This window comes from Streptomyces sp. enrichment culture (genome assembly GCF_964272855.1).
Taxonomy (GTDB): Bacteria; Actinomycetota; Actinomycetes; order Streptomycetales; family Streptomycetaceae; genus Streptomyces.
In genome coordinates this window covers 4,623,515-4,636,527 of the sequence record NZ_OZ186847.1, presented here as the reverse complement: position 1 = coordinate 4,636,527, position 13,013 = coordinate 4,623,515, and the positions used below count along the sequence as shown (strand labels likewise).

13 protein-coding genes are annotated in these 13,013 nt (G+C 72.1%); 5 read left to right on the top strand and 8 right to left on the bottom strand.

The window, feature by feature from the left end; all coding sequences use genetic code 11:
- Window positions 1–81 precede the first annotated feature (81 nt).
- From ACSU6L_RS20270 to ACSU6L_RS20245, 6 genes are all read right to left on the bottom strand, one after another.
- Complete coding sequence (locus ACSU6L_RS20270) at window positions 82–1,782, bottom strand: DoxX family membrane protein (RefSeq protein ID WP_437058719.1); 1,701 nt, start codon at window positions 1,780–1,782, stop codon at window positions 82–84.
- A 127-nt stretch (window positions 1,783–1,909) separates the two neighbouring features.
- On the bottom strand, window positions 1,910–2,848 hold the full coding sequence (rlmB, locus tag ACSU6L_RS20265) for a 23S rRNA (guanosine(2251)-2'-O)-methyltransferase RlmB (protein WP_437058717.1): 939 nt from the start codon (window positions 2,846–2,848) through the stop codon (window positions 1,910–1,912).
- Window positions 2,849–2,948: 100 nt separating this feature from the next.
- On the bottom strand, window positions 2,949–4,349 hold the full coding sequence (cysS, locus tag ACSU6L_RS20260; RefSeq protein WP_437058715.1) for a cysteine--tRNA ligase: 1,401 nt from the start codon (window positions 4,347–4,349) through the stop codon (window positions 2,949–2,951).
- A 63-nt stretch (window positions 4,350–4,412) separates the two neighbouring features.
- Window positions 4,413–4,916, bottom strand: a complete 504-nt coding sequence (gene ispF / locus ACSU6L_RS20255; protein WP_437058713.1) for a 2-C-methyl-D-erythritol 2,4-cyclodiphosphate synthase — start codon at window positions 4,914–4,916, stop codon at window positions 4,413–4,415.
- Entirely contained in the window at window positions 4,906–5,658 is a 753-nt protein-coding gene (gene ispD, locus ACSU6L_RS20250; RefSeq protein WP_437058711.1) for a 2-C-methyl-D-erythritol 4-phosphate cytidylyltransferase, read from the bottom strand. Before ispD ends, ispF begins: the two co-directional genes overlap by 11 nt.
- 306 nt (window positions 5,659–5,964) lie before the next feature.
- Window positions 5,965–6,447 (bottom strand): CarD family transcriptional regulator, encoded by a 483-nt coding sequence (locus ACSU6L_RS20245; protein ID WP_003953493.1) that lies wholly within the window; start codon window positions 6,445–6,447, stop codon window positions 5,965–5,967.
- Between the two features lie 597 nt (window positions 6,448–7,044).
- On the opposite strand from ACSU6L_RS20245, the gene ACSU6L_RS20240 reads away from it, so the two are divergent.
- A complete protein-coding gene (locus ACSU6L_RS20240; RefSeq protein ID WP_437058709.1) occupies window positions 7,045–7,740 on the top strand; it encodes a DUF461 domain-containing protein in 696 nt (231 codons plus the stop codon).
- Between the two features lie 103 nt (window positions 7,741–7,843).
- Here the strand turns inward: ACSU6L_RS20240 and ACSU6L_RS20235 are convergent, their stop codons facing one another.
- Complete coding sequence (locus tag ACSU6L_RS20235; RefSeq protein WP_043502011.1) at window positions 7,844–8,524, bottom strand: response regulator transcription factor; 681 nt, start codon at window positions 8,522–8,524, stop codon at window positions 7,844–7,846.
- Window positions 8,521–9,786, bottom strand: a complete 1,266-nt coding sequence (locus ACSU6L_RS20230; RefSeq protein WP_437058706.1) for a sensor histidine kinase — start codon at window positions 9,784–9,786, stop codon at window positions 8,521–8,523. The genes ACSU6L_RS20235 and ACSU6L_RS20230 overlap by 4 nt, the downstream gene beginning before the upstream one ends.
- 247 nt (window positions 9,787–10,033) lie before the next feature.
- Here ACSU6L_RS20230 and phoU point away from each other — a divergent pair, with 247 nt between their 5' ends.
- The 4 genes from phoU to ACSU6L_RS20210 all read left to right on the top strand — a co-directional run bounded on the left by phoU (window position 10,034) and on the right by ACSU6L_RS20210 (window position 12,951).
- Window positions 10,034–10,738, top strand: a complete 705-nt coding sequence (gene phoU / locus ACSU6L_RS20225) for a phosphate signaling complex protein PhoU (protein ID WP_073941675.1) — start codon at window positions 10,034–10,036, stop codon at window positions 10,736–10,738.
- A 126-nt stretch (window positions 10,739–10,864) separates the two neighbouring features.
- Window positions 10,865–11,020 (top strand): hypothetical protein, encoded by a 156-nt coding sequence (locus tag ACSU6L_RS20220; protein ID WP_198948512.1) that lies wholly within the window; start codon window positions 10,865–10,867, stop codon window positions 11,018–11,020.
- A gap of 104 nt (window positions 11,021–11,124) precedes the next feature.
- Window positions 11,125–11,373 (top strand): SCO4226 family nickel-binding protein, encoded by a 249-nt coding sequence (locus tag ACSU6L_RS20215; protein ID WP_073941676.1) that lies wholly within the window; start codon window positions 11,125–11,127, stop codon window positions 11,371–11,373.
- Window positions 11,374–11,496: 123 nt separating this feature from the next.
- On the top strand, window positions 11,497–12,951 hold the full coding sequence (locus tag ACSU6L_RS20210) for an FG-GAP and VCBS repeat-containing protein (RefSeq protein ID WP_437058703.1): 1,455 nt from the start codon (window positions 11,497–11,499) through the stop codon (window positions 12,949–12,951).
- Window positions 12,952–13,013: the final 62 nt, after the last annotated feature.

Genomic DNA, 13,013 nt, shown 5'->3' with positions numbered 1-13,013 from the left:
GTGGCACACGAGGACGGGGCCCCGCGCGTCTCGCGCGGAGCCCCGTCCTCGTCGTCGTCCTCGCGGGCGTCCCCCGAGCCGCTACCCGAGCAGACCGCCCACCAGTCCGGGCCGCCCGGTGGAGGTCTCCCCGCCGCTGCCGCCGCCGGCCGGCGCGCCGGTGCCGCCGCCCGTCGCGGTGCCGCCGCTGGACGTCGGCCCGGCCGTGGTGCTCGGCGCCTGCTGCACCGGCGAGGACTGCTGGGGCGGCGCCTGTCCGGCCGTGCCCTGCGTCTGGCTGGGCGCTCCGCCGGTGGTGGCGCCCTGGGTGGCATCCGGCGTGGTCTCGGCGCCCGCGGTGGGCGCGGCGGAGGTGGCGCCCTGGGTGGGCGAGGAGGTGGTCGCCGACGGGCTGGTGTCGGCCCGGCGCTCGGCGGGCTCCTGCGGAAGAGGCGAGCCGGGCAGCTCGTTGCGCGGCGGCTCGCCGGGGCCGGGTACGACCACCCGGTCGGCGTCCCGTACGGCACCGCCCAGCAGCGAGCCGATCAGCAGGGTGAGTCCGGTGATGACGGCGGTGACGAGGGCGCCGCGGCGCAGTACGTACCGCCGCAGGTCCCACAGGTCGGCCCGCGGTCCGAGCCGCCGCCAGGCGAGGCCGGCGAGGCGGCCGTCGACGGAGTACACCGGCGCGCCCGCGATGATCAGCGGCGACCAGGCGGCGAGATAGATGATGTCGGGCGTCTCGTAGACGGGGACGCTCTTCCAGCTGACGGTGACGAGCAGCGCGGCCGACAGCAGCGCGCCGCCGACGGCGGCGACCCGCTGCCAGCACCCGAAGACAGTCAGCACGCCCACGAGGACCTGGGCGAAGGCGATGACGAGCCCGGAGCCGACGGGGTGCTCCAGGGCGAACTGGCGCAGCGGCTCGGCGACGTCCCAGGGGTGCAGGGTGTTGAGCCACTTGACCATGGAGCCGCGCTTGCCGCCGTCGAAGTAGACGGGGTCGCAGAGCTTGCCCATGCCGGCGTAGATGGAGATGAAGCCGAGGAAGATCCGCAGGGGCAGCAGCACGACCCCGAGGTTCATCCGCCGGCCGGGGTAGTAGGCGTGCCGCGCGGGGTCGTCGGCGTGCCGGCGGCCGCGGACCTGGGCGGTGTCGTCGGTGTCGGCGCCGTCGTCGAGCCGGTGCTCCTCGTAGGGGAGCCGGTCGTACGCCCCCTCGACGCTCCGCATGTTCGGCAGCAGCCGGGTGTTGTCGCCGGGGGTGCGCTGGTGGCCGACGACGGGGGTCTCGACGGTCTGCGTGAGGTCGCCGTAGCCGTCGTCGGGGTAGTGGCCGCCGGTGTGACGGCCGTCGTCGTAACCGCCGTCGCCGTAGCCCGCGCCGACGTCGACGCGCGGGATGACCTGGGTGGCTCGGGCGTCGGCCGAGGGTTCCTCGGCGGGCCGTACGCCCGCACCGTGCACGGCCTGGAGCAGGCGGTGGGCGCCGGTGTCGTCGGGGGCGGACCTGCCGCTCCAGACCACCGGGCGGCGGCGGGCGCCGGCCGGGGCGGCTCTGCCCGCGGCCGTACCCGCGACGGGGATGCGGGCGGTGTCCTCGGGGGCGCTCAAGTGCCGTACGACCCGCGGGGATTGCGCGCGTCGCGAGGAGGCGCCCAGCTGCACGCGGAAGCTCGCGTGCGTGACGATGACCTGCGCCGGATCGCTCGGCACCTTCACCATGCTCAGCGCGGGAGCGTCGTCGAATCCCGACGAGCGGTCCCCCGTGGGTGTGCGGGGTGTTCTGGTGTCCACACTCATCTAACCGAGTGACGTGTGGTTAGGACACTGCTTTGACCCGCCGGATCTGTCCGGACCGCGTCAAGCTTGCCCGGACAGCCCCGAATACCCCGTACGGGTGACTAATCCGTAAACCCGTTCGGCCGGTTCACGCCCGTCGGCGAGCCGCCTCGTACAGCACGATACCCGCCGCCACACCGGCGTTCAGCGACTCGGCGCCGCCCGGCATCGGGATCCGCACCCGGAAGTCGCAGGTCTCGCCGACCAGCCGGGACAGGCCCTTGCCCTCGCTGCCGACCACGATCGCGACCGGCCCTTCCAGCGCCTCCAGCTCGCCCAGCTCGACCTCGCCGTCCGCGGCGAGCCCGACCACCACGACGCCGGCCTTCTTGTACTGCTCCAGCGCGCGCGTGAGGTTGGTGGCCCGCGCGACCGGCGTACGGGCGGCCGTACCGGCGGACGTCTTCCAGGCACCGGCGGTCATGCCCGCCGCGCGCCGCTCCGGCACCACGACCCCGTGCCCGCCGAACGCGGAGACGGACCGCACCACGGCACCCAGGTTGCGCGGGTCGGTCACCCCGTCGAGGGCGACGATCAGCGCGTCCTCGCCCTCGTCGGCGGCGGCGTCGAGCAGGTCCTCGGGGTGGGCGTACTCGTACGGCGGCACCTGGAGGACCAGGCCCTGGTGGTTCAGCCCGTTCGTCATCCGGTCCAGCTCGGGCCGCGGCGCCTCCATGAGGTTGATGCCGCCGCGCTCGGCGGCCAGCTGCAGCGCCTCGCGGACCCGCTCGTCGTTGTCGATGAACTGCTGGACGTACAGCGTGGACGCGGGCACGCCCTCGCGCAGCGCCTCGACGACCGGGTTGCGCCCGACGACCAGCTCCGACGTCCCCTTGCCGCCCGGACGGCGCTGCGGACGGCCCTGCGTGCGCCGGGCCTTCGCCGCGGCGGCCCGCTGCTTTGCGTGCCCCTTGCGCATCTCGGCGGGAGGCGTCGGACCCTTGCCCTCCAGGCCCCGGCGCCGCTGGCCGCCACTGCCGACCTGCGCGCCCTTCTTGCCGGACATGCGACGGTTGTTCGCGGCCATGACCTACCTGTTCCTGTGTCTCTCAGTCTCTGCGACTGCGTACGTACGTCTATGAAGTGTGCCGCCCGGGGAGCCGGGCGGCACAGTCGATCACGCGGGGTCAGCGGGAGCCGAGGCTCCAGCGCGGCCCCTGCGGGCTGTCCTCGATGGCCAGCCCGGACTCCTTGAGCTGGTCCCGGATGGCGTCGGCGGTGGCCCAGTCCTTGCGCGCCCGCGCCGACTCCCGCTGGTCCAGGACGAGGCGTACGAGGCTGTCGACGACGCCCCGCAGATCCTCGCCCCGCTCGTTCTCACCGGCCCACTGCGGGTCGAGCGGGTCGAGTCCGAGCACGCCGAGCATGGCCCGCACCTCTGCGAGCCGGGCCACGGCGGCCTCCTTGTCGTCGGCGGCCAGGGCGGAGTTGCCCTGCCGGACCGTGGTGTGCACGACGGCGAGCGCCTGCGGCACGCCCAGGTCGTCGTCCATCGCCTCGGCGAAGGCGGGCGGCACGTCGGCGGACGGTTCCACCTCGCCGCCGGACAGCTCGACCACGCGCTGCACGAAGCCCTCGATCCGCGCGAACGCGGCCTCGGCCTCCTGCAGTGCCTCCTCGCTGTACTCGATCATCGAGCGGTAGTGCGGGGTGCCGAGGTAGTAGCGGAGCACGACGGGCCGCCACTTCTTCACCATCTCGGAGACCAGCACCGAGTTGCCGAGCGACTTGGACATCTTCTCGCCGCTCATGGTGACCCAGGCGTTGTGCACCCAGTACCGGGCGAACTCGTCGCCGTAGGCCTTGGCCTGGGCGATCTCGTTCTCGTGGTGCGGGAAGATCAGGTCCAGCCCGCCGCCGTGGATGTCGAAGGCGCTGCCCAGGTACTTGTGCGCCATGGCGGAGCACTCCAGGTGCCAGCCCGGCCGGCCCCGGCCCCACGGCGTCTCCCAGGTCGGCTCGCCCGGCTTCGCGGCCTTCCACATGGCGAAGTCCCGCGGGTCCCGCTTGCCGGTCTCGCCCTCGCCGGAGGGCTGGAGCAGGTTCTCCAGCTCCTGGTTGGAGAGCTGGAGGTAGCCGGGGAAGGACTTCACGTCGAAGTAGACGTTGCCGTCGGCCTCGTAGGCGTGCCCGCGCTCGATGAGCCCGCGCATCATCTCGACCATCTCGGTGACATGACCGGTGGCGCGCGGCTCGTAGGTGGGCGGCAGGCAGCCGAGCACGCTGTAGCCGTCGTTGAACGCGCGCTCGTTCTCGTACCCGATCGCCCACCACGGGCGGCCCTGGTCGCCGGCCTTCGCGATGATCTTGTCGTCGATGTCGGTGACGTTGCGGATGAACGTCACCTCGTAGCCGCGGTGGGCGAACCACCGGCGCATGATGTCGAAGTTCAGGCCCGACCGGATGTGGCCGATGTGCGGCGCGGCCTGCACGGTGGCACCACACAGGTAGATCGAGACACAACCCGGCTTGAGCGGGGTGAAGTCACGGATCTGCCGGGCGCTGGTGTCGTACAGGCGAATAGTCACCACTCCAGGGTAGTGGGCGCCGGGTAGTGCGGTGCGCCGTCCGGGGGTTTGCGGCGGGACCGGTCAGCCCGTACGTACCACCAGTGCCGTCGCGATGGCCATCAGGCCCTCCTCGCGGCCCGGGAAGCCCAGCCCGTCCGTCGTCGCCCCGGAGACCGAGACCGGCGCCCCGGCCGCCTCCGAGAGGATCTTCTGCGCCTCGTCGCGGCGCTTGCCGATCTTCGGGCGGGGGCCGACGACCTGCACCGCGATGTTGCCGACGCGGAAGCCGGCCTCCCGTACGATCCGGGCCGCCTCCGTCAGCAGCGTCACCCCGGACGCGCCGGACCACTCCGGCCTCCCGGTGCCGAAGTGCTGCCCGAGGTCGCCGAGCCCGGCCGCGGAGAAGAGCGCGTTGCACGCCGCGTGCGCGACGACGTCCGCGTCGGAGTGCCCGGCCAGGCCCGATCCCTCGCCCTCCCACTTCAGTCCCGCGCACCACAGCTCCCGCCCCTCCTCGAAGGCGTGGATGTCGGTGCCGACGCCGACCTGGGGAAGCGGCATCTCCACGGGTGCCTCAGAAGCCATCGTTGAGCCTCCTGCGCGCCAGGACCGCCTCCGCCAGTACCAGGTCCAGCGGCCGGGTCACCTTGAACGCCTCCTCGTGGCCGGGCACGACCACGACCTGGACGCCCAGCCGCTCGGCCATGCTCGCGTCGTCCGTGACGTCCTCGGTGACCGTCTCGTGCGCCCGGACCAGCGTCGCCCGCTCGAAGCCCTGCGGCGTCTGCACCGCCCGCAGCCGCGCGCGCGACGGCGTGGCCAGCACCGGCTCCGGCTCGCCGGGCACCGCCGCGGGCTCGACTTCCTTGACGGTGTCCGCCAGTGGCAGCGCCGGCACCACGGCCTTCGCGCCCGCGCGCACCGCGTCGATCACGGCGTCCACCGTGTCCACCGGCACCAGGGGGCGCGCCGCGTCGTGCACCAGCACGATGTCGTGCCCGGGCGGCACCGCGGCCAGCCCGAGCCTTACGGACTCCTGCCGCGACTCACCGCCGGGGACGACGACGAAGTCGGTCCGCTCGGGCAGCGCGTGCGCGTCGAGCAGCGACTTGACCTCGGCGGCGCCGTCGGGCGGTGCCACGACCACGACGAGGGACACCGCGCGGGACGCGGCCATCGCCCGCACCGCGTGGACCAGCATGGGAGTGCCGTTCAGTGCGCGGAGCGCCTTGGGGGCGCCCGGGCCGAGGCGCACGCCCCGCCCGGCGGCCGGGATCACGGCGGCGACGGAGGCCGCGCCCGGCGAAGGTCGCGAAGTGTCAGACATCGTTTCCTGTCAGGTTTGTGTGCTCGGCCTGGTTGGGTATGGCCTGGAGGTACCCCCCGCTCACCGAGCGTGGGGAGTGCCGGGCGCGCAGCCTTGACCGGACCCTTCCGTGACACCGGTCGAGCCGGCAGCCAGGGCCCGGCACGCACAGTACCGGGGGGAGCACCCCTCGGCGTACGGCGCGTGGCGAGCCGCAGACGAACATGCCGCAGCGCCCGGCGACGGTCGGTTTTCCGTCATCGGGCACCGCGGCATTTCGGTGTACTGAGAAAGTACGCAGTGGGCTGAGCGGGCTGCTGCCACGCGTCAGGAGGCGAGAACCTCGTCGAGCAGGGCCTCGGCCTTGTCCTCGTTCGTGTTCTCCGCGAGCGCGAGCTCGCTCACCAGGATCTGGCGGGCCTTGGCGAGCATGCGCTTCTCACCGGCGGAGAGTCCACGCTCACGCTCGCGACGCCACAGGTCACGCACGACTTCCGCGACCTTGATGACATCGCCGGAGGCGAGCTTCTCCAGGTTTGCCTTGTAGCGACGGGACCAGTTAGTGGGCTCCTCGGCGTACGGCGCGCGCAGCACCTCGAAGACCCGGTCGAGTCCGTCCTGACCGACCACATCACGCACGCCGACGAACTCCGCATTGTCCGCTGGCACACGTACCGTCAGGTCACCCTGGGCGACCTTCAGCACCAAGTAGGTCTTGTCCACGCCTTTGATCTGGCGAGTTTCGATGGCCTCGATCAGCGCGGCCCCGTGATGGGGATAGACCACGGTGTCGCCAACCTTGAACGTCATGTGACAGGTACCCCTTCCGTGGCTATCCAGGGTAACACGGATACGGCGTCTTCTGAATGGCGTTTTCGCAGGTCAGGGCATATCTCGGGGCTTGACAACAGCGACAGGAACGTGCTGCGCGAGGTCTGCGGAAGCAGGTATTCGCAGGTCGGAGCGGATGTCCGGGCCGGGCGAAACGGGCACGTCACACACCGCCGACCCCGCCCCCAAGCGGCCGAACATCCCGATATGTCCGCTTCCAAGTGCTCGACTTCCGCTACTCCGTTCGGTGCGTGCGGACGGGTACGAGACGAATCCGGAATTGATCACGCCACACCCGCGCGTGCCACACCGTGATCAATTCCGGGGGCGGTCGCGCATTCCTTCACGGAAAATTCGCCCACCCCTGTCGGCCGTATGCCGAACCGTTTGCCCGCGGGTCTTACCGAAGCTCTTATGTGAATGCCGGACGGTACCCCCCGGCTGAGCGAACCGGGCCCCAGGGGGAGGGTCGGGTGCGGCTGCCCGGGAACGGCTCGGTAACCTAAGGCCGCTGACAGCCACTTAGGGCGGCTTTACAAGGACAGCTGCCCCTGCGTTCAAGGAGTTGCCGCCGCCGTGAGCAGCAGCCTTCGACGCGGCGCCCTCGCCGCCTCCGTCACCGCCCTCTCGATCGCCTCGCTCGCCGCCTGTGGCGCCGGCAACAACGCCCAGACGCTGGAGATCAAGCCGGACAACGCGGCCACCAGCGTCGGCGACATCAAGATCCAGAACGCCGTCGTCATCGTGCAGCCCGACGCCGAGTCGACCGGCCCGGCCGTCGTATCCGCCACCGTCTTCAACGACGGCGACACCGCCGAGACGCTGGAGTCGATCACCCTGGACGGGATCAGCCAGCCCGTCGAGCTGACCCCCGCCGGCGGCAAGGGCGAGCTGACCATCCCGGCCGACGGCTCCGTCGTCATCGGCGGCAAGGACAACGCCGGCGCGGTCGTGAGCAACGGCCAGGCCCTGGAGGACGGCGCCGCGCACAAGGTCACCTTCACCTTCAGCGAGACCGGTGACGTGAGCCTGGAGGCGTTCGTCGTCCCGGCCGAGGGCTACTTCGAGGAGTGGGGCCCGACCAAGGTCCCCGCCGCCCCGGCCGCCACCCCGTCCGGCGAGGCCACCCCGTCCGGCGCGGCCGGCGACCACGCCGCCGAGGGGGCCGAGGGGGCCGAGAGCACGCCGAGCGGTGCCGCCGGCGAGACCGGCGCGGCCACCGCGGGCGCGACCGCCGGGGAGACCGCGGAGCACGACGCGGCCGGCCACTGAGCGGCCGTCCGCGCCACGCACGCATGACGAAGGGCGGGGCCTCCTCGGGAGGTCCCGCCCTTTCGTTCGTCGCTTTCGTTCGGCGCGCGTCCGGGGGTGCGGCTTACGGCTCGAACTTGTAGCCGAGGCCGCGGACCGTCACCAGGTACCGCGGAGCGCCCGGGTCCGGCTCGATCTTGGCGCGCAGGCGCTTGACGTGGACGTCCAGCGTCTTGGTGTCACCGACGTAGTCGGCGCCCCAGACGCGGTCGATGAGCTGCATCCGCGTGAGCACCCGGCCCGCGTTGCGCAGCAGCATCTCCAGCAGGTCGAACTCCTTCAGCGGCAGGTCGACCTTCGAGCCGCCGACGGTGACCACGTGCCGGTCGACGTCCATCCGGACCGGACCGGCCTCCAGGGCGGCCGGGGCCACCTCCTCCGGCTCGCCGCGGCGGCGCAGCACCGCGCGGATCCGGGCGACCAGCTCACGCGACGAGAACGGCTTGGTGACGTAGTCGTCGGCTCCTATCTCCAGTCCGACGACCTTGTCGATCTCGCTGTCCTTGGCCGTCACCATGATGACGGGGACGTTGGAGCGACCGCGCAGCTGACGGCACACCTCGGTGCCGGGCAGACCCGGCAGCATCAGGTCGAGGAGGACGAGGTCGGCGCCGTTGCGCTCGAACTCGTCGAGTCCGTCGGGCCCGGTGGTCGCGACCGCGACCTCGAAGCCCTCCTTGCGGAGCATGTACGACAGGGCGTCGGAGAAGGACTCCTCGTCCTCGACGACGAGCACTCGGGTCACGGAAGGACCTCCGGGGCGGGAAGTGTTTCTTCGTACGGGGGTGCGTCCAGGGACGTGCTGCGGGAGCGGCCGCTCGCCGCGCCGCCGCCGGGGTGCTGCGTCCGGTCGCGGGCGGGGCCCGCCTCCGGCAGCCGCAGGGTGAAGGTGGAGCCCTGTCCCTCGGAGCTCCACACCGTGACCTCCCCGCCGTGCGAGGCGGCCACGTGCTTGACGATGGCCAGGCCCAGACCCGTACCGCCGGTGGCACGGGAGCGGGCCGGGTCGACTCGGTAGAAGCGCTCGAAGATGCGCTCCTTGTCCTTGTCGGAGATGCCGATGCCCTGATCGGTCACGGCGACCTCGATCATGTCTCCGCCCGGCGCCGTCACCCGGCGGGCGGCGATGCCGACGCGGGTGCGGGCGGGCGAGTAGTTCACCGCGTTCTCGACGAGGTTGCCGAGGGCCGCGGCGAGCTGGCCGCGGTTGCCCCAGACGCTCAGGTCGTCGGCGCCCCCGGCGGCCATGGTGATCTGCTTGGTGGAGGCCGCGTGCCGGCAGCGGTCGACGGCCTCGGCGACCAGTTCGTCCACCCGGACCGGCTCGGCGTCCTCCAGCGGGTCGTCGTTCTGGACCCGGGAGAGGTCGATCAGCTCCTGCACCAGGTTGGTCAGCCGGGTCGCCTCGATCTGCATGCGTCCCGCGAACCGCTGCACGGCCTCGGGGTCGTCGGAGGCGTCCATGACGGCCTCGGAGAGCAGGGAGAGCGCGCCGACCGGGGTCTTCAGCTCGTGGCTCACGTTCGCGACGAAGTCGCGTCGTACCGCCTCGATCCGGCGGGCCTCGGTCAGGTCCTCGACCAGCAGGAGCACCAGGCGGGAGCCGAGCGGGGCGACCCGCGCGGACACCGCCAGGGCCTCGCCGCGGCCGGTGCCGCGCCGGGGCAGGTCCAGCTCCACCTGGCGTATCTCGCCGTCGCGGCGGGTGTCGCGGGCCATCTGGAGCATCGGCTCCACGGCCAGCTTGCCGCCGCGCACCAGACCGAGGGCGTACGCCGCCGAGCTGGCCTTGACCACGGCATCGGCCTCGTCGAGGACGACGGCGGAGGAGCGCAGCACCGACAGCACCGTGTCCACGCCGGGCGGGAGCACGGGGTCGGTGTGCAGAGAGGTGCGGGTGGGGCGTTTCAGGTCGCGTTCGCTCCAGCGGAACGCCAGCATGGCGATGACGCCGGTGAGTACCCCGGCGATCGCTGCCGCTGCGGCGACCGCCGCGTTCACGTCCATGCGTCCAGGTTAGGCATGGGACGAGGCGTGGCCACAGCCATCCGTGTGCGAGCTCGAACACTCGTCGCCCAGAGTTCACCTAGGAGCCGGTATCGGTTCATTCGGGGTGGCGGAAACGGACGCGTACGGGTCGGAACGTGGGAGCGTGGGGTTCGGACCGTCGGTCGTACGACGGTCGTACCCGCCGGTCGTCCGGCGGGGCCCCCGGCGCCTGAGCCCCCGAGAACACGCACGAGAGGGAACCCTGATGCGGGACGCGTACCACGAGGAACTTGACTCGATCGGCGACGGGCTGGTCGAGATGGCCCGGCTGGTCGGGTCGGCGATCGGGCGCGCCACGACGGCCATCCTCGACGCCGATCTGAAGCTCGCCGAGCACGTCATCGAGGCCGACAAGAAGGTCGACGGCCTCCAGCACGACCTGGAGGCCCGGGCGATAGCCCTGCTGGCCCGCCAGCAGCCGGTCGCCACGGACCTGCGCATCGTCGTGACGTCGCTGCGGATGTCCGCCGACCTGGAGCGCTCCGGCGACCTCGCCCAGCACGTGGCGAAGCTCGCCCGGCTGCGCTTCCCCGAGCGCGCGGTCCCGCAGGACCTCCACGCCACCGTCCTGGAAATGGGCCAGCTCGCCCAGCGGCTGATGGCCAAGGCGGCGGAGGTGCTGGTCACCAAGGACGTCGACCTGGCGCTCCAGCTGGAGCAGGACGACGACGCGATGGACCTGCTGCACCGCACCCTCTTCCAGCACCTGATGGACGACCGCTGGAAGCACGGCATCGAGACCGCCGTGGACGTCACCCTGCTCGGCCGCTACTACGAGCGGTTCGCCGACCACGCGGTCGCGGTGGCCAAGCGCGTGGTGTTCCTGGTGACGGGTGAGCACGCGGACGAGATCCAGCAGGAGCTGCAGGCGGAGATCCAGTCGTCGGCGCCGGGAACGGAAGGGGCGTGAGCGGAAGCCGCTGATGTGCGGAGATGTGCCGGGGGCGCGCGCGAGCCACAGTGCGCCGTTGATGCGCCCAGGGAACCGGGCATGCAATGGGCACAGGCACCAGCCTTGAGGCCCCAGGAGGAACCCATGGCCGAATCCCCCGGCACCACGCCCGACCCCACGCAGGAGCGCGAGACCGAGCAGCCCGCGGAGATCAGGAACCTCATGCTGATCGGTGCCTGCGGCTGCGGCTCGGGCTGCGGCTGCGGGTGCCAGTCGGGCAACCCCTGCCAGTGCGGCTGACCGCGAGCACGGCTCCGTACGGACCTCGAAGGGCCCCTGGCGCGCTGCCGGGGGCCCTTCGGCGCACCATGGAGGGGTAGGCCAAGGGGAAGGAGGTGGAGGCCATGCCCGAGTTCATGGACGTCCACCACAACATGAAAGGCGTCACCGCCGACCAGCTGCGCGAGGCGCACCAGGCGGACCTGGCCATCGAGCAGGACGAGAAGGTCCACTTCAAGCAGGCCTGGGCGGACCCGGACTCCGGTGTCGTGTACTGCCTGTCCGAGGCGCCGTCGGCCGACGCGGTCCAGCGGATCCACGAACGGGCCGGCCACCGGGCCGACGAGGTCCACCCGGTCCCGTTGACCGTGTGACAGCCCCTCCGCGCACCTGCACGTTCTCCGTGTCCGAGACGTACAACCATTCGATCTCCCGGCGAGTCGAAGACCGGCAAGAGCGCAGTCCGCTCACAGCCAGCTCTCGGACAACGGAGAACCATGCGCGTCCCTCGCACCGCCCTCGCCGCCGCCGTGGCGATCGTGGCAGCGGTCGGCACCTCGCTTCTGGCCGCCCCCTCGGCGTCCGCGGCCCCCGCCAGGCTCGCCGACGACTTCAACGGCGACGGCTACCGCGACCTCGTCATGCTCGGCGGCTCGCACGGCAAGGACGGCCGGGTCACCGTCGTCTACGGCACGTCGACCGGCCCCGGCACCCGCGTCCAGGTCCTCCACCAGGACTCGCCCGGCATCCCCGGCTCGGTGGAGGCGAACGACGGCTGGGGCACCGCCGCCACCACCGCCGACCTCGACCGCGACGGCTACGCCGACCTGGTCGTCTCCTCGCCCCACGAGGACGTCGGCGACATCCAGGCCCGCGGCGGGCTGACCGTCGTGTGGGGCAGCGCGAGCGGCCTCGGCTCCGGCACCGGCTTCAACTCGCCCGTGCCGCAGGAGTACCCGAACCAGGGCGACGTGTTCGGCGAGGACGTCGTGACCGGCGACTTCGACGGCGACGGTGACGCCGACCTCGCCGTCACCAGCAACAGCCGGTCCGGCGTGGTCCTGCTGAAGGGCCCCTTCACCCGCACCGGCAAGCACGGCGGCTGGGAGTCCCTGGGCGGCGGCTACGGCTACCTGTACGCCGCCAACCTCGTCGCGGGCCGGATCACCGCCGACGCCGCCACCGACCTGTACGTCCTCGGCACGGACCTCCAGGACGGCGGCGACGACCTGGACATGCGGGCCTATTTCCACCGCGGCGGCAGCACCTTCGCCGACCGCGCGGCGGAGGTCCTGGTGCCCGACGACGGCGGCCACCAGGGCGGGGACATCCTCACCATCGGCGACTTCGACAAGGACGGCTACGGCGACCTCGCGATCGGCCGCGGCTACGAGGAGCCCGACGCGTGGAAGGGCTACGTCACCGTCCACTACGGCGGTTCCGGCGGCCCGAACCCGGCCCGTAAGCCGGTCAAGTTCACCCAGGACACCGCCGGTGTGCCCGGCTCCTCCGAGAAGGAGGACTACTTCGGCTCCGCCGTCGCCGCCGGCGACGTCAACGGCGACGGTTACGCGGACCTCGCCGTCGGCGCCCGCGGCGAGTCCCTCGGCAGCAAGGACATGGCCGGCTCGGTCACCGTCCTCTACGGCCGCGCGGGCGGTCTGTCCGGCACCGGCGCCAAGTCCTTCACCCAGGACACCTCCGGCGTCGCCGGCACCGCCGAGGCCCTCGACCAGTTCGGCGCCCACCTCAAGGCCACGGACTACACCCGTGACGGCCGCGCCGACCTGATGATCGACACCAACGAGCAGCTGGGGTACGAGGACCGCTGGGGCATGATCCACATGCTGAAGGGGTCGGCTTCGGGCACGACGGCGACCGGCTCGAAGACGTTCACGGTCGACTCCCTGAAGCTGAAGTACTCGCGGCTGGGCGGGCCGTTCAGCCACTGAGCGTTCAGCTGCCGCGCATTCGCCGCTGAAGGGACGTCACCGGGCGGTCAGGCACGGAGCCG